The organism is Flavobacterium sp. YO64, assembly GCF_004119505.1.
Classification (GTDB): Bacteria; Bacteroidota; Bacteroidia; order Flavobacteriales; family Flavobacteriaceae; genus Flavobacterium; species Flavobacterium oncorhynchi.
Genome location: NZ_NRQV01000037.1, coordinates 1 through 19,715, shown reverse-complemented (window position 1 = coordinate 19,715; position 19,715 = coordinate 1). Strand labels below are relative to the sequence as shown.

Genomic DNA, 19,715 nt, shown 5'->3' with positions numbered 1-19,715 from the left:
ATATCAATTATGATGTTTGGGTAAGCTGGAACAAAGCCAATAATTTACCAAAACTTTTAAACGCTCAGGATTATGTAACCATCAAAAATGAAGCTAGAACAAATGCCGGACTTACTCCTGGTTTTGCTTTAGGACAAAATGCTGATGGATCTACACAAGAAACCAATTGGTATGATGTTGCTTATCATACAGGTGTTTCTCAAAACCACAATTTGAGTTTTTCTGGCGCGACAAATTCTACCAACTATTTTGTATCGGCAAACTATTCAGATCAAAATGGTATTTTGAAAACAAACGAATTTAAAAGACAGGGAATTCGACTAAACTTTGAACAAAAGGTAACTAATTCGTTTATTTTAGGAACTAATTTCTCTTATAATAATACGCTGAATTCAGGACCAAATTCGGGTTCTTCGACTCCCAATTCTGTTGCTTCTTCATCTGGAAACAGTGTTAATACACAATACATAGGATTACAGCCGCTTGGAAGACTTACTTATATTTTGCCATCAAACGTTTCAGTTTATAATGCTGATGGTTCATATAATATAAATCCAGCCAACGGAAATATTGGATACGGTCCAAATAGTCCATCATTAGGCGTTTTTAATGCTTACAACCTGCAGACGATTTTAGATTTAGACAAAAATACTTCTGAAAACAATACTTTTATCGGAAGTGTTTATGCTGAACTTGAAATCCTTAAAAACTTAAAATTCAAGACCGTTTACGGCATTAATAATTTTGTTGTAGAAAACAAAGAATTTAGAAATCCTTACAGCGGTGACGGTTTTTCAACCAAAGGAGCTGCAACGAATTCGAACACAAAATACCAAAGATCAAACTGGACAAATACACTTACCTACTCTATTGTATTTAACGAAAAACATAATTTAAAAGCGCTTTTAGGACAGGAAAAAAATGTTAGAACAATTGATGGATGGGGAGCAATAAAAACAGGACTTACAGATCCGTTTTTTACCAGTTTTCAAGGCGGATTTACAACTATAAGCCCAGGAGTATCGGTTCAAACTGAAAATGTTTTGCTTTCTTATTTCAGCAGTATTGCTTACGATTATGACAAAAAATATTTATTGAATCTTAACTTCAGAAGAGACGGATTATCGGCATTGGCAAGCGGTAATAAATGGGGAAATTTTGGAGGTGCTTCTGTAGGATGGAATGTATCTGAAGAAGATTTTTATAAAAACTCGTCTATCAAAGAAGTGCTGAATGCGTTTAAAGTGCGTGCCAGCTACGGAATTGTGGGTAACAGCGAATTGAACGATTATGCTTCTCTATCACAATATACAGCAGGAACTTATGCAGGAGTGCCTACTCTTAACTTCTCTCAATCTGGAAATTCTAACTTAAAGTGGGAAACCAGCAAAAAGTTTGATTTTGGAGTTAATTTGGTTTTATTCAATAATCGAATTACCATTGAAGCAGATTATTATAAAAACAATATCAACGATTTAATTTTAAATGCTCCTCAAGCGTTATCACAAGGAATCCCAAATAACTCTATTGCTGCAAACGTAGGTTCTCTTTACAATAAAGGTTTTGAACTTACTGTGAATGCGAATATTATTGATGATAATGATTTTCAATGGAATGCGAGTTTGAATTTATCTACGATCAAAAACAAAGTTACTTCTCTTGGAGGATACGGTGATATTTATCCAACAGCTCTAAGCACTTTCGGAATTCAAAATATTACTAGAGAAGGTTATTCTGTAGGTTCTATTTTTGCGGTTCCAACAACTGGCGTAAATCCTGAAAACGGAAACCGAGTTTATGTAAATGCAAATAATGAAGAGGTGCAATACAATGCACTTACAAAGGCTTTTACTTATTTAAACGGTACTGCAGCTCCTGCAATCGACAACTATCGTGACGGACGTATTCAAGGCCCGTCTTTGCCAACTTATTATGGTGGTTTGAACAATAATTTATCTTATCGAAATTTCGATTTAACGATTGGACTTACTTTTTCTGGAGGAAACAAATTGTACAACGGTACAAGATCTACTTTATCAGATCAGCGCTTTTTTAACAACGGAACTTTCATAAAAGACCGTTGGACAACACCAGGACAAGTTACCGATGTTCCAAAATTAGTTTATGGCGATAGTTTTTCTGGAGGTTTCTCATCAAGCAACTCAGCTTATGTGGAAGACGGATCGTATTTAAAACTTAAAAACATCATTTTAAGTTACAGAATTCCAGTTAAAAATGAATTGATTAATAAATACATCTCATCTGCAAAAGTATATGCTCAGGGATCAAATTTATTGACTTGGACTAAATACAGAGGTTCAGATCCCGAGATTTCAATAAACGGAAATTCAATTAATTCTGGAAAAGATCAAAACGTGCCAGCCAACTCATCTGTATTTACATTAGGTCTTAATGTAGGTTTTTAGGCGCTAATTAATTATACCATTAAATAAAAACATCATGAATTTCAATTATAAAAATTATAGAAAAAGCATCACAAAAGCCTTTATTATTACTCCATTTATAGCCCTATTATTGGCAGGATGCAGTGATGATTCTTTAGATACGGTGCCAGAAACAAGTATTTCTACAGAAACTGCTTTTAGCACACCTGCCAAGATTTTGGCACAGGTAAATGGACTTTATGCCCAATTCAGCAATCCGTCATTGTACGGCGGTCGATTCATTATTTTTAATGAACAACGAGGAAATGAATTTAGCCAAAATGACGGAAACAACTCAACTGGTGCCAATGTTTGGAATCAATCTATAACCTCATCCGGTGATTTTGTAAACTCTGTTTGGAGTGTTGCTTATACAGCGATAAATTTCTCGAATATTCTAATCGATAATTTGGCAAACACAACTGTTGTTGCCGACGATTTACGCAAAAATTATATTGCCGAAGCCAAGTTTATCAGAGCTATTTCGTACTTGAGTTTAGTACAGACTTATGCAAAACCTTATGCTCAAAATAGTGCTGCGCCAGCGCTTCCGCTGCGTTTAAAAGGAAACACATCTGGCGGACTTAATGACTTCGCTTTTAGCTCGGTTGCCGATGTTTACACTCAAATACTAAAAGATCTTGACGAAGCTGAAGCCGATTTGCCAGAAAGTTATTCAACTGCAATTCTTAACGCTTCGAGAGCACATAAAGCCACAGCGATTGCCTTAAAAACAAGAGCATATTTGAGCAAAGGTGATTATGCAAAAGTAGTTTCAGAAGCAAGTAAAATTGTACCGCAATCTGCACCTTTTCAATATGTTTCAGGAAGTTTAACGCATCGTTTGGAATCCAATATTGCAACCGTTTTTGGAGGTCTTTATGTAGGCAGCGAAGCGATATTTACCATTCCGTTTACAACAGCCGCAGAAGCGCCGGGTTTACAAAGTGCTCTTGGACCAAATTATTTAACTCCGGTTCTCTATTTTAATACCGCTGGAATTATTGCAAATGATGTTTTTGCTTCGCCAACCTCAACAGATGCTAGAAAAGCTTTAGTAATTACCAATTCAACTGGTCAGAAACTGCTAAACAAATTCAAGAAAAACAGCGCTCCTTTTACTGATTTTGTACCTGTTATTAGATACGCCGAAATCATATTGAACTATGCCGAAGCCGCGGCGCAGAATAACAATCTTCCTTTGGCTAGAACTTTATTATCCGCTGTACGAAATCGTTCTGATGCTGCTTATGTTTTTACAACTGGTGTTACAACAAAAGACGAATTGATTGCCACTATTTTAACAGAAAGAAGAATAGAATTAGTTGGTGAAGGATTCCGTACACCAGACTTATTGCGACGCGTGCAGACTCTTCCAGGAAAAACAGGAAATGCAGGCGTAGCGCCAGAAGTGCTGCCAACAGCAGGTAATTATGTTTGGGCAATTCCTAGTAACGAATTGGCTTATAACAAACTGGCTCCGAGATAAAAAAAACACTTTAGAAAATATCAATAAAAAAATAACGAAATGAAAAATAATTTTAAATATCTGGCTGTAATCTTCGCTTCGACGATTATTACCGCTCAACAAAAAAATACTGCTGATAAGGTTTTTATCAATGGAAATATAATTACTGTTGATGCCAAAAACAGCACAGCACAAGCCGTTGCCGTAAGTAATGGTAAAATCCTGGCAGTTGGCAGCAATAGTGCAATTGAAAAACTAAAAGACAAAAAAACAATTGTTGTTGACTTAAAAGGCAAAACTGTAGTTCCGGGATTTATTGACGGACATAGCCATTTTATGGGATTATCAAGATCGACTACCGTAAATGTAGGTTCGCCGCCAATGGGCACAGTTAAAAACATTGCCGATTTGGTAAGTCGTATTCAGGATTTTCAGAAGCAAAAAAATATCGCTCCAGGCGAATGGATTGATGCTTACGGATACGACCAAGATCAATTGGAAGAAAAAAGACATCCTAATAAAGAAGATCTTGATGCTGCATTTCCTAATAATCCCGTAACGATTACGAACATCAACGGGCATATGTCTGTTTCAAATTCTTATGCTTTAAAAATTTCAGGAATTGATGCAAGTACTCCAAACCCTGCCGGCGGTGCCATCGAAAGAAAAAAAGGCACTAATGAACCTACAGGTTTGTTACAAGAAAATGCCAGCAGATTATTAAAAAGACCTGCAAAACCAGCACCATCTTTAGAAGAGCAGATTAAAAGCTTAAATGAACAGCAATTGTTTTACGCAAGTAATGGTATTACCACAGCTCAAGATGGATATACGAGTTATGAGTCACTGCAATTATTGCATAAAGCAGCCGAAAAAAATGCTTTATTTATTGATATTGAAGCTTTACCCGGTTATCCAACTTTAGAAAAAGTACTAGAAAATCCTGAGTTTAAATTTGGTGTACTAAAAAACCACTTAAAACTAGCAGGAACAAAAATGATTGCTGATGGTTCTCCACAAGGTAAAACAGCTTTTTTCAGCAAATCCTATTTGGTAGAAGTGCCAGGTTGTAATCATGATCAATGTACAGGTTTCCCAAACATTACACAAGATCAATTTAATGACCTTGTAATTAAAGCTTTTCAAAACAATGTTCGTCCGTTTGTGCATTGCAACGGAGACGCGACCATCGACATGTATTTAAAAGCAATCGAAAATGCTAATAAATCTTTAAACACAAACAGTAACGACCGCAGACCAGTAACTATTCACTCACAATTTGTACGACCAGATCAATTAGACGGCTACAAAAAACTGGGTATAATTGCCGCTTTATTTAGTAATCACGCCTTTTTTTGGGGAGACGTACACGTTCGCAACTTAGGTCCAGAAAGAGCAAACTTTTTAAGCCCTTTAAAAACAGCCATTAAAAAAGGAGTTGTTGCAACAAACCATACTGATTATCCTGTTACACCGCTAAACCAATTGTTTTTGCTGTGGACTTCTGTAGAAAGAAAATCACGTTCTGGACAAGTTATTGGTCCTGACGAACGCCTTACTCCTATCGAAGGTTTACGCGCCATTACTATAAACGGAGCATATCAATATTTTGAAGAAAACAGCAAAGGTTCTATTGAAACTGGAAAACTAGCCGATTTAGTAGTTCTTTCTGATGATTTAACAAAAGTTGAGCATTCTAAAATAAAAGACATAATTGTTTTGGAAACGATTAAAGAAGGAAAAACAGTTTTTAAAAAATAACCCTTTAAATCTAAAAAAAAATGAATCAGATCAACATTAATCCTGCGCCAGCTGTATCAATGAGAGCACCAAAAAAGTCTTCTGAATTTTTCTGGTTTAGTGAAACTGATACAGTAAACTCACAAGATAAAAAGAATACAAAAATAAAAAAGAGCTTAAAAAAGAAGAAAAAAAATGATTGAGGGAAAAATTGAAACGGTCGCCATTAGAACACCCGAAAGAGTCGCAGAGATCTCTTGGTTTAATGATATTATTGGCGGCGATACAGCATATTTAGGCGTTCTAGACAATGATCGCCGAAGCAGCTACGAGCATTGCCTTGACATTACACTGGAAGCAGAAAAATTAGGTTTCAGCAATATTTTATATCCATCTGCTTATACTGTAGGTCAAGACGGATTGGCTTTTGCGGCAAGTGTTGCACCCGAAACCAACAAGATTACATTTTTGCTCGCAATTCGTACCGGCGAAGTACATCCGCCCATGTTAGCGCGTGCCATTTCTTCGCTGGATCATATGCTGAAAGGAAGATTGATTTTGAATATCATTAATTCCGATTTACCAGGAACACGTGAAGATCCGAATGTAAGATACCAAAGATGTTCTGAAGTAATTCAGATTTTACAGCAAGGCTGGACGCAAGACCGAATCTCGCACAAAGGCGAAATTTATCAGTTTGATCTGCCTTCTGATCCTGTAAAATCGTATCAGCAAAACGGCGGTCCGCTATTGTATTTCGGAGGAACTTCACCTGGTTCCAGAGCTGTTTGCGCCAAACATTGCGATGTATTTTTGACTTGGCCGGAATCTGAAGAATCGATGTATGCCACTCTTAAAGAAATGAGCGAACGCGCTGCTGCCGAAGGAAGAACTATTGATTTTGGATTAAGAATACATGTAATTGTTCGCGAAACACAAGAAGAAGCAAGAGCTTACGCCAAAAAGCTGATTTCAAAGTTTGACGAAAAGCGAGGTTTAGAAATTAGAAGCCGCGGTGAAGATTCTCGTTCATTAGGTGTTTTAAAACAAGACGAATTAAGAGAAACTGCAGATGACGATGGTTATGTCGAGGATATTTTATGGACAGATATTGGTAAAGTTTTTTCTGGCTGCGGAAGCGGTTTAGTAGGAAGTGCTGATCAAATTATAGAAAAACTAAATCGCTATATGGATATGGGTTTTCGTTCTTTTATCTTCTCAGGATTTCCTTTGATTGAAGAAGCCAATTATTTTGCAAAGCTGGTTCTGCCGCGCTTACCAAATGCCTCTTTACCACATTTGCAAGGAAGAATTCCACAAGAAACACCTACAACACCTTTAACCAATGCTGAATTGGTTTAGTTATAAAAATAAAATTTAGAATGTCTGAAATAGAAAAAAAACAAGAATACAAAAGAGAACTCGGTCTTGCCGATGCAGCCTTATTGGTTGCCAGCGGAATGATTGGTTCTGGAATTTTTATTGTGAGTGCTGATGTTACCCGAAACGTGGGATCGGCAGGATGGCTTATTTTGGTTTGGCTCATTGGCGGTTTCATGACTTTGATTGCTGCTGTAAGTTATGGCGAGTTAAGCGGTATGTTTCCTAAATCTGGAGGTCAATATATTTATTTAAAAGAAGCCTATAATCCGCTTGTGGCTTTTGTTTACGGCTGGAGTTTATTTACTGTTATTCAAACAGGAACAATTGCCGCAGTTTGTGTTTCGTTCTTTAAATTTCTGGCTTACTTTTTTCCGTTTTTTAGTGAAGATTTGATTGCTTTTAGAATTGGAGAATCGTTTACAGTTTCTCCGGCACAGCTCTCCTCTATTGTCTTGTTGTTTATTCTAACTTATATAAATACCAAAGGTGTAAAACTTGGAAAAGTGATTCAGAAGTTTTTTACGGGAACTAAGTTGATCAGCTTATTAGCATTAATTATTTTCGGATTTATATTTTTTAAACCCGAAATCTGGCAGACAAACTGGACGAATCCATTTCATCTTCAAAAGCTAAATCCTGACGGCACTTTTTTACAATATACAAATACACCCGCTTTTTGGGGTGCAATAGCTTCGGCATTAGTAGGAACGGTAATTAGTTACGACGCATGGAATAATGTAACTTTTGTATCTGACGAAATAAAAAATCCAAAACGCAATATTGGTTTGAGTTTGCTTTTAGGAACTGCAGTTGTAACCCTAATTTATGTTTCATTAAATGTGATGTTTACCGCAGTTTTACCTGTTGAAGCCATTGGAACACCAGAAAAAGACCGTGTTGGAATTGCTGCTGCACAGGCAATTTTTGGTTCAAGCGGTACTTCGATTATTGCCTTAATGATTTTAATTGCTTCGTTTGGTTGTGCTAACGGAATGATTTTATCGGGCGCAAGAGTTTATCAAAGTATGGCAAAAGACGGTTTGTTCTTCAAAAAAACGGCGATTTTAAACAAACATTCAGTTCCTGCAAATGCACTTTGGATACAGTTTTTTATGGCGGTAATTTTGAGTTTAAGTGGACGTTACGGCAATTTGTTAGACATGATTTCCTTTGTGGTTGTTTTGTTTTACGTTATCACTATTGCCGGAATTTTTGTGCTGCGTATTAACAAACCTAAACACGAACGACCTTATAAAGCTTTTGGATATCCGTTTTTGCCCGCTATTTATATTCTTTTAGGATCTGCTTTTTGCATTTTATTAATCATTTACAAACCTACTTACACTTGGCCAGGATTGATCATTGCAGGAATTGGAATACCTGTTTATTATATAAGAGAGAAATTTTCGACACCTAAAAACTCAGACATTTAGCCTATTTAAAAGTACAAATTCAGATTAGTTGATTTCTCGTAAATGTTATTTACTAACCAAAAAAAACTTTATTATGAATTCATTTTATCAAGAAATAGCAAAACAGCATCAGGAATTACTAATACTTCCAGAGAAGAAATTAATACATCTGTTTATTGATGACTTATTTGTCATTTTGTTTTCAAATACATCGAAATCATACGAATCTGAAGCTACAATTAAATACAAATTCAATCAGCTGAAAAAGCGTTTTGATGAATTAGTTCAAGATTTTTCGCAAAGAAATGATCCTGATAAAGAGCAGACACTGACTTTTTTTAATGCCATACCGCATTTGCATAAAAAAACGATAAACGATGCTTTAAGCATTTTTACAAAAGATCCTGCTGCAAAATCGCTCGAAGAAGTATTGTATTCTTATCCCGGCTTTTTTGCTATTGCGATATACCGATTTTCACATCAATTATGGAAACAGGATTTAAAACTTTTGGCAAGAACTATTTCAGAATATGCGCATATTAAAACCAGTATAGAAATTCATCCGGGCGCACAAATAGGAAATGATTTTGCAATTGATCATGGAACTGGAATTGTAATTGGCGAAACCACAATTATAGGCGATAATGTACAACTTTTCCAAGGTGTTACGCTGGGTGCTTTGAGTGTAAAAAAAGAAGATGCTTTTATTAAAAGACATCCAACTATTGAGAACAATGTTATTATATATTCGAACAGCACCATTTTGGGCGGACAAACGGTTGTAGGAAGCGATTCGATCATTGGCGGAAATGTCTGGCTTACTTATACTGTCCCGTCAAATTCAATAGTATATCACAAAAATGAAATTAAAATAAAAGACAACAATTCGATCGTATTTAGTGAATAATCGGCTCATAAACACTGTATATCAATAATTTAAAAACAATTTTACTTTAAATTAAATCCAATTTATTTTGAGTGTTTTTATTTTTAATCTAAATTTATATATCAAATTAAAAAATTTTTCTAAACATCTAATAATAAGCATTTTTAATCAAAAATCAATTAACCTTTTAAACCTTTAAATCATGGCGGAATCAAAACAACAGCAGACCGCATTAGGAGATGTAGCTGCAAGACAATTAGCAATTGCTACACGTACAGTTCCTCAAATCGGAACTATCAGTCCACGCTGGCTGACGCATCTTTTACATTGGACACCAGTAGAATCAGGAGTTTTTCGTTTGAACAAAGTAAAAGATGCCAATCATATACAAGTTGACTGTTCTGCACGAGACGAAAGGGTTTTACCAAATACTTTTGTTGATTATATCGAGAATCCTCGAGAATATAATCTTGCTGCAGTACAAACTATTGTCGAAGTACATACTCGTGTTTCTGACTTGTACAGCAAGCCTTATAATCAAATTTCAGAACAGCTGCGACTGGCAATCGAAACCATTAAAGAGCGTCAGGAAAGCGAATTAATCAATAATAAAGATTATGGATTATTGAGTAATGTTGCACCCTCTCAAATTATAAAAACAAGAACCGGCGCACCAACTCCAGACGATTTAGACGAATTATTGACTAAAGTATGGAAAGAACCAGGATTTTTCTTGCTGCATCCGTTAGCCATTGCTGCTTTTGGACGCGAATGTACACGTCGCGGTGTACCGCCGCCAACTACGTCTTTATTTGGATCTCAATTTTTGACTTGGAGAGGTATTCCCCTGATTCCATCAGATAAACTGCCAATTAAAAACGGAAAATCAAAAATCATTTTATTACGTACCGGCGAAAGTCGTCAAGGTGTTATCGGTCTTATTCAACCGGGACTACAAGGCGAGCAATCTCCAGGATTATCAGTTCGTTTTATGGGAATAAACGAAAAAGCAATTGCTTCTTATTTGGTCTCTCTTTATTGTTCATTAGCCATTTTAGTAGATGATGCGATCGCAGTTTTAGAAGATGTAGAAATAGGCAAATATCATGAGTACAAATACTAACGATAACGGTTTACCAAACATTGACGATTTACAGCATTTAGCTAACGAATTGTTCAAGACGCTGCCTAACGAATTTCCTAAAGAAATCTCGTTAAGTCCAGATCGCAATGAACATCCTCGTGCCGCAAAAGTTGTAGAAACGTTTTTGCAAACTGGCAATTTAGGCAGCAGCGACACTCCTATTCCATCACAAAGCGCAGTAAACGCACCTTCGGCTTTGCCTGCAATTAGTGGTTTTGGAGCCTCACCTACAGTTGCAAATTATGGTTCAGGAGCTTCTGCATTATATCCTAATGCCGGAGCGGGATTTGATCCAAAAAGCGGCGTTACAACATCAGGAGTTCAGGAAGATTACAACCTAAACCTCAATAATCCGCACACTAGTTTTTATGATACTAATTTGAAAAACGCAGTAACTCCACAATTAAATGAAGAAAGTTTTTTTTCCCAGTTGCTCTTAAACAATGAATATCTGCCATTTCAAACAGAGAATTCGTCTTTTGAGACTGAGTTAAAAGCAGCTTTAGCATTTGTTGATACCCAATTTACAAAACGTGAAGCTTTTCCGTTAAATGGAAATGACGCTACAAATTCGTATTATTTTTTAGATCAAAATCCATTTGCTTTTGATAAAAGAAATACAAATGTAATTGTTGGAAATACTTTTGAGCCAAAAGAAATTAGCCGTTTTACAACTTCTCATTTTGATGCCAATCTGATCAAAAAAGATTTCCCAATTTTAAGCGAAACAGTAAACGGAAAACCATTAGTTTGGTTTGATAATGCCGCGACCACTCAAAAACCAAAATCAGTAATTGAGCGTATTGCTTATTTCTATGAACATGAAAATTCAAACATTCATCGTGCAGCACATGAGTTAGCCGCTAGAGCTTCTGATGCTTATGAAGTAGCTCGTGAAAAGGTAAAAACATTCTTGAATGCATCTTCGGTAAACGAAATTGTTTTTGTGCGAGGCGCAACAGAAGGAATAAACTTAGTAGCGTGCACTTGGGGCGATCAAAATTTAAGTGCCGGCGATGAAATTATCGTAAGCAATTTAGAACATCACGCCAACATAGTTCCGTGGAAACGACTAGCTGATAAAAAAGGTTTAAAACTTAGAGTAATTCCTGTTGATGACGATGGTCAGATTTTGCTGGATGAATATGCTAAACTGCTAAACTCAAAAACACGTTTGGTTGCTTTTACACAAGTTTCAAATGCACTTGGTACCGTAACTCCTGCTAAAAGAATTACTGAAATGGCACATGCTGTTGGAGCCAAAGTTCTAATAGACGGTGCACAATCCGTTTCGCATATGAAAGTTGATGTACAAGATTTAAATCCAGATTGGCTGGTGTTTTCTGGACATAAGCTTTTTGGTCCAACTGGAATTGGCGCTTTGTATGGTAAAGAAGATTTATTAAATGAAATGCCACCTTATCAATCTGGCGGAAACATGATTCAGGATGTAACTTTTGAGGAAATAAAATACCACAAAGCTCCCAATCGTTTTGAAGCTGGAACAGGAAATATTGCAGATGCTATTGGTCTTGGCGCAGCGATCGATTATGTTACCAAATTAGGTATCGATGCAATCGGACAATACGAACATTATTTGCTGGAATACGCAACAAATCTTTTAAAAGAAATTCCGGGCGTGCGATTGATTGGAACTGCAAAAGACAAAGCGAGTGTGCTCTCTTTTAATTTACAAGGTTACAGCAACGATCAAGTTGGACAGGCTTTGAATAAAGAAGGTGTTGCAGTACGAACCGGTCATCATTGTGCACAGCCTATTTTGCGACGAATGGGAGTTGAAACAACAGTTCGCCCTTCATTGGCTTTTTACAATACCACACAAGATGTTGATACTTTTATCAAGACATTGTGGGAACTAAAAAAAGTAAGATTTTAATATAATTAAGAGTAAATGTCTCACGCATCTATTCAAAGAGATAATTACTTTTTTTGATATTTTAAGTAATTATAAACAAAAGGCGACTGTTTCAATACAATCGCCTTTTTTTATAATAAAGTAAGCTGAATTAATTACTTAAATTCATTCAATGATTTTTCGATTATAACCAGACATTCCTGAATTTGAGTTTCTGTCATTACCAAAGGCGGTGCTAATCTAATTTTATTACCATGAGTTGGTTTTGCAAGCAGTCCGTTATCTCTAAATTTTAAGCAAATCTGCCAAGCTAAATCAGAATCTTCATCACAATTAATAACAATAGCATTCAAAAGTCCTTTACCTCGAACCAGTGTAATTAAATTATTTCTTTCAGCGATTTCGTTTAATCCCTTTCTTAAAATAACACCTAAACGCTCTGCATTTTCAGCAAGATTTTCTTCTTTTACAACTTCTAAAGCTGCAATTGCAACAGCAGCTGCAACAGGATTTCCTCCAAAAGTAGATCCATGTTGACCTGGTTTAATAACGTTCATAATTTCGTCATTACATAAAACAGCCGAAACTGGATAAACGCCTCCCGAAATGGCTTTACCTAAAATCAAAATATCAGGTTGCACATTTTCATGGTGAACCGCTAGTAATTTTCCAGTACGCGCAATTCCAGTTTGAACCTCATCGGCTATAAATAAAACATTATGTTTTTCACACAATGCTTTTGCTTTTGCTAAATATCCTTCAGATGGTACATAAACACCGGCTTCACCTTGAATTGGCTCTACTAAAAATCCTGCAATAGTTTTTGATGATTCTAAAGCTTTTTCAAGTGCTTCAAGATTATCATATTCAATTTTTATAAATCCATCTGTAAACGGTCCAAAGTTTTTACGAGCCGATTCATCATTAGAAAACGAAATAATTGTAGTTGTTCTTCCGTGAAAATTATTCTCGCAAACAATGATCTGCGCTTGATTTTCTGGAATACCTTTTACTTCATAAGCCCATTTACGACACACTTTAAGAGCTGTTTCAACAGCTTCAGCGCCAGTATTCATTGGTAAAACTTTATCAAAACCAAAATACTTCGTTACAAACTCTTCGTAGTTTCCTAATTTATCATTGTAAAAAGCACGCGAAGTAAGCGTCAATTTTTGAGCTTGATCAACCATTGCTTTCACAATTTTAGGATGACAATGCCCTTGATTTACTGCTGAATATGCCGATAAAAAATCATAATACTTTTTCCCATCAACATCCCATACATAAACGCCTTCTCCTTTTTCTAAAACCACAGGAAGCGGATGGTAATTGTGAGCTCCGTATTTATTCTCTTTCTCGATTAAAATTTCAGATTTTGCCGAAAGTATTTCTTGAGTATTTGCCATGATAATTTCTTTTTTACTTCTGCAAAAGTATAAAAATTATTTATTTTAAACCAAAAACAAGACAATTTAACTTAAAAATAGCTTTTAAAAAACCAAAATATCAATTTTAAAACACATATTAAGTCATTTTGTTTTTATAATTACCCAGACAAATCAGACTTATTTTTATCTTTACAGAAAATAAAAATTTTCGCATGGATATTTTAGATGAGTTTGACGTAAAAATTATCAAAGAATTAGAAAAAGATGGCAGAATAGCTTATTCAACAATTGCTTCTAATTTGAAGATTTCGAATACAATGGTGCATCAACGTATTAATCGTTTATTTGAACAAGGCATAATTGCAGGCATCAAACCTATTTTAAATGAAAAGCAAATTGGCTATGACTGGGCTTCTTTTACAGGAATTACGCTCAATAAAGATTCTGACTCCGAAAGAATTATTGAAGCTTTAAAAGCAATTCCAGAAATTACAGAATGTTATTTTGTAACTGGATCTTTTACACTTTACCTTAAGATTACGGCAAAAAATCACGAGCATATGCGAAAAATATTATACGAAAAAATCGATAATATACCCGGAATTGCAAAAACAGATTCGATGGTTGAATTAGGATGTGCCTTTAAACGAAATGTATCCTTGTAAAAAAATAAATATGATTTATTCTGCTAAATTATTACATACAACACTTCTTTTTTGCTGCATTTCTATGTTTGCTTTTTCTCAAAATCTAAGTAAAAAAGAAATTGCGAAATTAGAAGAAACGGCACAAAAGGTAACTATAATTCGTGATAACTGGGGAATTCCTCATATTTATGGGAAAACGGATGCTGCGGCTGTTTTTGGTTTAATGTATGCACAATGCGAAGATGACTTTAAACGTGTTGAGATGAATTATATAGAAAAACTAGGTCGTCTTTCTGAAATAAAAGGACAATCTGTTCTATATAATGATTTAGAAATAAAACTTTTAATAGATATCAACGAAGCTAAAACCGATTATAAAAATGCAGCGCCCTGGCTAAAAAAACTACTGGATAGTTATGCCGATGGAATCAATTTTTACTTGTACAAACATCCTGAAGTAAAACCTCTTTTACTAACTCATTTCGAGCCTTGGTTTCCTTTACTTTGGACGGATGGAAGTATTGGCGCAATCAGTACAGCTGATCTTTCAGTAGGAGAATTAAAAGCTTTTTACTCAGGCAGCAATGAAAAAACAGCCTACGTAGAAAGAGAAAAAAATGTACAGACGGGTTCAAATGGATTCGCCTTTGCCCCTTCAAAAACGGCTTCTGGAAATGCTATTCTTTATATTAATCCGCATACTACTTTTTATTTCAGACCAGAGGTTCAAGTTTCGAGTGAAGAAGGTTTAAATACTTATGGCGCCGTGACCTGGGGACAATTTTTTATCTATCAAGGATTTAATGAAAACTGCGGCTGGATGCACACTTCTTCAAATGTTGATGTTGCCGATATGTATGCTGAAAAAATTGTTTTGAAAAAAAATAAAGTATTCTACGAATACGACAAAAAATTAATTCCTATAACTGAGAAAGAAATCACCATTAAATATTTAGAGAATGGAAAACTAGTCCCTAAAACATTTAAAACTTATTTTACTAATAATGGTCCAATAATGGCGAAACGAGACGGGAAATGGATAAGCTTAAAATCTAATAACCGATCAATGAACAGCTTAATTCAAAGCTGGGTCAGAACGAAATCAAAAGATTTTGACGACTATAAAAAGGCAATGGATTTAAAAGCCAATACTTCCAACAATACTGTTTATGCGGACAGTAAAGGGAATATTGCTTATTGGCACGGAAACTTTATTCCGGTAAGAGATAAAAATCTCAATTGGTCAAAAGTCGTTGACGGATCGATTTCTGCTACGCAATGGAAAGGACTGCACGAAGTAAATGAAACGGTTCATTTGTATAATCCAACAAACGGATGGCTTCAAAACTGTAATTCAACACCATACACCGCAGCGGGAGCTAATAGTCCAAAAAAGGAAGATTATCCTGCATATATGGCTCCTGATGGAGAAAATTTTAGAGGTATAAACGCTGTTCGTATTTTTAGTCAAGACAAAAAATATACTTTAGATGAAGTTATTACTGACGGTTACGATTCTAAACTATCTATTTTTGAAATCTTAATTCCTGCTTTGACAGAAATTTTCGAAAAAAACATAAAACCAACTGATGCCGCCTATATTGAACTTTCTGAACCAATTTCTATTTTAAAAAACTGGGATTATTATGCCAAAGAAAATTCTATAGCAACAACTCTAGCGGTCGAATGGGCATACAAACTAGATCCTATCATTCAAAAAGCTTATGTTAATGAAGGAGAAACTGATCAAGTAGAAAACACTAAAAAATTTGCTAAAAATGCAACTGCAGACCAATTGGTTCCACAACTGCAGGCAGTAGTAAAAGATTTAAACGCAAAATGGGGAACATGGCAGATTCCGTGGGGAGAAATTAATCGTTTTCAACGTTCTAATGGTGATATTAATTTAAAATATGACGATTCGAAACCAAGTTTACCAATTGCTTATGGCCCTGGTTCTTGGGGAAGTCTTCCCTCTTTTAAAAGCAGTTACCAAAATGGTTCTAAAAAACGTTACGGCTACAATGGCAATAGTTTTGTCTGCGTAGTTGAATTTGGATCAAAGATAAAAGCGAAATCAGTATTAGCAGGAGGAAATAGCGGAGACATAAACTCAAAACACTTTTTTGATCAAGCCCAAATGTATCAAAATGGGCAATTTAAAGATGTTTTATTTTATAAAGACGATGTCGAAAAAAATGCAGAACGTACTTATCATCCAGGAGAATAATCTTTAAAGCCTGCTTTAAATAAACAAACCTCAGAAGAAATGTCTTTTGAGGTTTTTTTTTATTGTAATATTCCTCATATTTGTCTTAAAAATATCATTTTATGAAAATCATACAGCTATTTGTTTTAGGAATTTTACTTAATACTACCCTAATGAATGCACAATTGAAACCAATAAAATATTCTGACGGCAAGCAGGTTTTAAATGGCTTATACATAAAAGCTGCTAAAAAAAGTACCGAAAACCCAAGCATTTTGCTACTTCCGGCATGGCTTGGAATTGATAGTGCTTCTAAAGGGATTGCCGAAAATTTAGCAAAACTGGGCTATAATGTTTTTATAGCAGATATTTATGGCGAAGGAAATGTTCCTAAAAATACTTCAGAAGCTGGAAAACAAGCCGGTTATTATAAAACAAATTACGAAGCGTACCAAAAAAGAATTGATATTGCACTTCATGAATTAATAAAATTAGGTGCAAATCAAGACAATATTGCCGCTATTGGGTATTGTTTTGGAGGAACGGGAGTTTTAGAAGCCGCACGCGGAGGTCTAAAACTTAAAGGAGTTGCTTCCTTTCATGGAGGTTTAGGAAAAGATACTTCTAGAAAAACCGAACCTATTACTACAAAAGTTCTTATTTGTCATGGCGCCGATGATCCGTTTGTATCAAAAGATGAAGTGGCGTCGTTTCAGCAGGAAATGCGCGATTCTAAAGCCGATTGGCAGATGATTTATTATGCAAATGCAGTACACTCGTTTACAAATCCTGAAGCTGGAAATGACAATTCAAAAGGTGCAGCATACAATCCCGTTGCAGCAAAAAGAGCGTTTGAGCATTTACAGCTTTTTCTAAATGAAGTGCTCAAAAAGTAAATCTTAAAATACCAATCAAAAAACCAAAATCAAAACAATTAATACACCAATGTCACACAACAAAATTAGAGAAGACAAAACCTGCTTGAACTGCAGACATGTTGTTGAACAAAAGTTCTGTCCAAACTGCGGACAAGAAAACAGTGATTCCCGTAAAACTTTTCATCATTTATTTATTCATTTCATTGAAGATCTAACACACTATGAAAATGCATTTTGGAAAACCATAAAAAACCTTCTTTTAAAACCTTCAACTTTAACTAAAGAATATCTTTCAGGAAGACGATTATCTTATTTGGCTCCGGTTAGGCTTTATATTTTTATAAGTTTTATAACCTTTTTGTTAATAGCTATGTTTCCTATTCATGTAGAAGAAGACACAAACGAATCTGTAAAAACAGAAAAGGTTCAAAAAGAAATTTCAAAGCAGACAAATTCATTAAAAGAAAATGAAAACGTAAAAGCCTTATTAAGCTCTGATTCAGTATCACCAGAAGACAAAAAGGCGATTCAGAATATGTTAGATAATCCAAAATCAAGTGACAATAGTCTAATAAATTTAGGATATAAATCTGTTAAACAAATTGACTCCATTCAAAAATATGGTTCAAAATCTGAGAAACTTTCCGATTTTAGTTATTGGATAAATAGAAAAATACAAATCATAAAAGATAAAAACACCAATCAAGAACTTTTCAATAAATTCATAGAATCTTTTATACACAACTTACCCAAAGTTTTATTTATCATCATGCCATTCTTCGCTTTCTTTTTATGGATTTTTCATAGTAAAAAGCGTTGGTATTATTTTGACCATGGTATATTTACATTGCATTATTTTTCGTTTTTACTGCTGATTTTTCTAGTACTTTTCTCCATTGGAAAAATAGGAAACGCAATAAACAATTCTTTTCTTTCTATCGTAATTGACTGTTTCACATTTGCAGGAGTCGTGTGGGCATTTTATTATTTTTTCCCGGCGCATCATAGATTTTACGGAGAATCAAGAATTGTATCCTTTACGAAAAGCGTAGTATTATTTTTCATAAATTCATTTTTTATTCTATTTTTACTAATTGCTTTTGCTTTTTACACATTTATCAATTTACACTAATACCAAATGAAAAAAATTGTAGTTTTATTATTAATTGCCTCAGCGTTTTCGTGTAAAAACACCCAGTCCGCTGTATCAAAAGACAACTCAGATCCAACGAAATACTTAAACTCGATTTCTGAAAAAGACCTAAAAAAAATGTTGTACGTTGTTGCATCAGATGAAATGCAAGGCCGCGAAACGGGCTCTCCCGGACAAAAAAAGGCTGGATTGTATATGATAGAGCAATACAAAAAAAGCGGTGTTTCATTCCCAAAAGGAGCAAAAGATTATTATCAACATATCCCTGCATCTTTCCTAAATGCAAGACGTAACGAAAACTTACCAGACTCTGAAAACATTTGGGCATATATCGAAGGATCTGAAAAACCAAATGAAGTTTTAGTAATTTCAGCTCATTACGACCACGTAGGCGTTAAAGGTGAAGACATATATAACGGTGCCGATGATGACGGTTCTGGAACTGTTGCGGTTATTGAAATGGCTAAAGCATTTGCAAAAGCAAAAAAACAAGGACATGGACCAAAACGTTCAATTTTATTCCTTCACGTAACTGGCGAAGAACATGGTTTACATGGTTCGCGTTATTACTCTGAAAATCCTTTATTTCCACTTGCCAATACTGTTGCCGATATCAATATTGATATGATTGGCCGTCGTGACGTAGAACATACTAAAACAAACAATTATGTTTATGTAATTGGTGCTGATCGACTATCATCTGATTTACACAATGCTGTGGTATCTCAAAATGAAAAATACACTAAAGTAGATTTAGATTTTAAATTCAATGATCCAAAAGATCCAAATCATTTTTACGAGCGTTCTGATCATTATAACTTTGCTAAACATGGTATTCCTTCTGTTTTCTTCTTCAACGGAGTTCACGAAGATTATCACGGAAAAGACGACAATCCTGAAAAAATTGAATACGATGCTTTAACCAAAAGAACAAAACTTGCTTTTGTTGTTGCCTGGGATTTAGCCAATAGAGAAAATAGACCTGTAGTTGATAAGAAATAAGGTTCTTATTTTTAGGCACAAAGGTTCAAAGTTGCAAAGGTTCAGAGTTTTTTTTAACTTAAATCATAAAAAAAAGGNTAAGACT

Annotated in this window: 14 protein-coding genes; 13 read left to right on the top strand and 1 reads right to left on the bottom strand. The window is 35.0% G+C overall.

Annotated features, from left to right (window positions below):
• Positions 1–2: 2 nt before the first annotated feature.
• From BOW57_RS18460 to BOW57_RS18425, 8 genes are all read left to right on the top strand, one after another.
• Entirely contained in the window at positions 3–2,426 is a 2,424-nt protein-coding gene (locus BOW57_RS18460; RefSeq protein ID WP_129056400.1) for a SusC/RagA family TonB-linked outer membrane protein, read from the top strand.
• Positions 2,427–2,460: 34 nt separating this feature from the next.
• The gene (locus BOW57_RS18455) at positions 2,461–3,933 is read left to right on the top strand and encodes a RagB/SusD family nutrient uptake outer membrane protein (protein WP_129056398.1); all 1,473 of its coding nucleotides are present in this window, start codon (positions 2,461–2,463) and stop codon (positions 3,931–3,933) included.
• A gap of 39 nt (positions 3,934–3,972) precedes the next feature.
• Complete coding sequence (locus BOW57_RS18450; RefSeq protein ID WP_129056396.1) at positions 3,973–5,673, top strand: amidohydrolase; 1,701 nt, start codon at positions 3,973–3,975, stop codon at positions 5,671–5,673.
• 174 nt (positions 5,674–5,847) lie between these two features.
• Positions 5,848–7,014, top strand: a complete 1,167-nt coding sequence (locus BOW57_RS18445; RefSeq protein WP_129056394.1) for an LLM class flavin-dependent oxidoreductase — start codon at positions 5,848–5,850, stop codon at positions 7,012–7,014.
• Between the two features lie 20 nt (positions 7,015–7,034).
• Positions 7,035–8,468 carry an APC family permease gene (locus tag BOW57_RS18440; protein WP_129056392.1) on the top strand — a complete coding sequence of 478 codons (1,434 nt, stop codon included), beginning with the start codon at positions 7,035–7,037 and terminating at the stop codon, positions 8,466–8,468.
• A 73-nt stretch (positions 8,469–8,541) separates the two neighbouring features.
• Positions 8,542–9,354, top strand: coding sequence for a serine O-acetyltransferase EpsC (gene epsC, locus BOW57_RS18435; RefSeq protein ID WP_129056390.1), 813 nt, complete (start codon positions 8,542–8,544; stop codon positions 9,352–9,354).
• A gap of 181 nt (positions 9,355–9,535) precedes the next feature.
• Complete coding sequence (locus tag BOW57_RS18430; protein WP_129024792.1) at positions 9,536–10,456, top strand: family 2A encapsulin nanocompartment shell protein; 921 nt, start codon at positions 9,536–9,538, stop codon at positions 10,454–10,456.
• Complete coding sequence (locus tag BOW57_RS18425) at positions 10,440–12,374, top strand: family 2A encapsulin nanocompartment cargo protein cysteine desulfurase (protein ID WP_129056388.1); 1,935 nt, start codon at positions 10,440–10,442, stop codon at positions 12,372–12,374. The genes BOW57_RS18430 and BOW57_RS18425 overlap by 17 nt, the downstream gene beginning before the upstream one ends.
• A gap of 134 nt (positions 12,375–12,508) precedes the next feature.
• On the opposite strand, the gene rocD is transcribed toward BOW57_RS18425, so the two are convergent.
• The gene (gene rocD / locus BOW57_RS18420) at positions 12,509–13,759 is read right to left on the bottom strand and encodes an ornithine--oxo-acid transaminase (protein ID WP_129056386.1); all 1,251 of its coding nucleotides are present in this window, start codon (positions 13,757–13,759) and stop codon (positions 12,509–12,511) included.
• Positions 13,760–13,953: 194 nt separating this feature from the next.
• Between rocD and BOW57_RS18415 the strand changes: the two genes are divergently transcribed.
• From BOW57_RS18415 to BOW57_RS18395, 5 genes are all read left to right on the top strand, one after another.
• Entirely contained in the window at positions 13,954–14,406 is a 453-nt protein-coding gene (locus BOW57_RS18415) for an Lrp/AsnC family transcriptional regulator (protein ID WP_089053257.1), read from the top strand.
• 10 nt (positions 14,407–14,416) lie between these two features.
• Positions 14,417–16,618 carry a penicillin acylase family protein gene (locus BOW57_RS18410; protein ID WP_241687475.1) on the top strand — a complete coding sequence of 734 codons (2,202 nt, stop codon included), beginning with the start codon at positions 14,417–14,419 and terminating at the stop codon, positions 16,616–16,618.
• Positions 16,619–16,719: 101 nt separating this feature from the next.
• Positions 16,720–17,493, top strand: a complete 774-nt coding sequence (locus BOW57_RS18405; protein ID WP_129056384.1) for a dienelactone hydrolase family protein — start codon at positions 16,720–16,722, stop codon at positions 17,491–17,493.
• A 49-nt stretch (positions 17,494–17,542) separates the two neighbouring features.
• Positions 17,543–18,607: a DUF3667 domain-containing protein gene (locus BOW57_RS18400; protein ID WP_129056382.1), complete on the top strand. Its 1,065-nt coding sequence runs from the start codon at positions 17,543–17,545 to the stop codon at positions 18,605–18,607.
• 6 nt (positions 18,608–18,613) lie between these two features.
• Positions 18,614–19,630, top strand: coding sequence for a M28 family peptidase (locus BOW57_RS18395; RefSeq protein WP_129056380.1), 1,017 nt, complete (start codon positions 18,614–18,616; stop codon positions 19,628–19,630).
• Positions 19,631–19,715: the final 85 nt, after the last annotated feature.

Bases quoted from the DNA above. Each gene is read 5' to 3' on its own strand.
- BOW57_RS18455 (WP_129056398.1), top strand. From the start codon at position 2,461: ATGAATTTCAATTATAAAAATTATAGAAAAAGCATCACAAAAGCCTTT.
- BOW57_RS18450 (WP_129056396.1), top strand. From the start codon at position 3,973: ATGAAAAATAATTTTAAATATCTGGCTGTAATCTTCGCTTCGACGATT.
- BOW57_RS18445 (WP_129056394.1), top strand. From the start codon at position 5,848: ATGATTGAGGGAAAAATTGAAACGGTCGCCATTAGAACACCCGAAAGA.
- BOW57_RS18440 (WP_129056392.1), top strand. From the start codon at position 7,035: ATGTCTGAAATAGAAAAAAAACAAGAATACAAAAGAGAACTCGGTCTT.
- epsC (WP_129056390.1), top strand. From the start codon at position 8,542: ATGAATTCATTTTATCAAGAAATAGCAAAACAGCATCAGGAATTACTA.
- BOW57_RS18430 (WP_129024792.1), top strand. From the start codon at position 9,536: ATGGCGGAATCAAAACAACAGCAGACCGCATTAGGAGATGTAGCTGCA.
- BOW57_RS18425 (WP_129056388.1), top strand. From the start codon at position 10,440: ATGAGTACAAATACTAACGATAACGGTTTACCAAACATTGACGATTTA.
- rocD (WP_129056386.1), bottom strand. From the start codon at position 13,759: ATGGCAAATACTCAAGAAATACTTTCGGCAAAATCTGAAATTTTAATC.
- BOW57_RS18415 (WP_089053257.1), top strand. From the start codon at position 13,954: ATGGATATTTTAGATGAGTTTGACGTAAAAATTATCAAAGAATTAGAA.
- BOW57_RS18410 (WP_241687475.1), top strand. From the start codon at position 14,417: ATGATTTATTCTGCTAAATTATTACATACAACACTTCTTTTTTGCTGC.
- BOW57_RS18405 (WP_129056384.1), top strand. From the start codon at position 16,720: ATGAAAATCATACAGCTATTTGTTTTAGGAATTTTACTTAATACTACC.
- BOW57_RS18400 (WP_129056382.1), top strand. From the start codon at position 17,543: ATGTCACACAACAAAATTAGAGAAGACAAAACCTGCTTGAACTGCAGA.
- BOW57_RS18395 (WP_129056380.1), top strand. From the start codon at position 18,614: ATGAAAAAAATTGTAGTTTTATTATTAATTGCCTCAGCGTTTTCGTGT.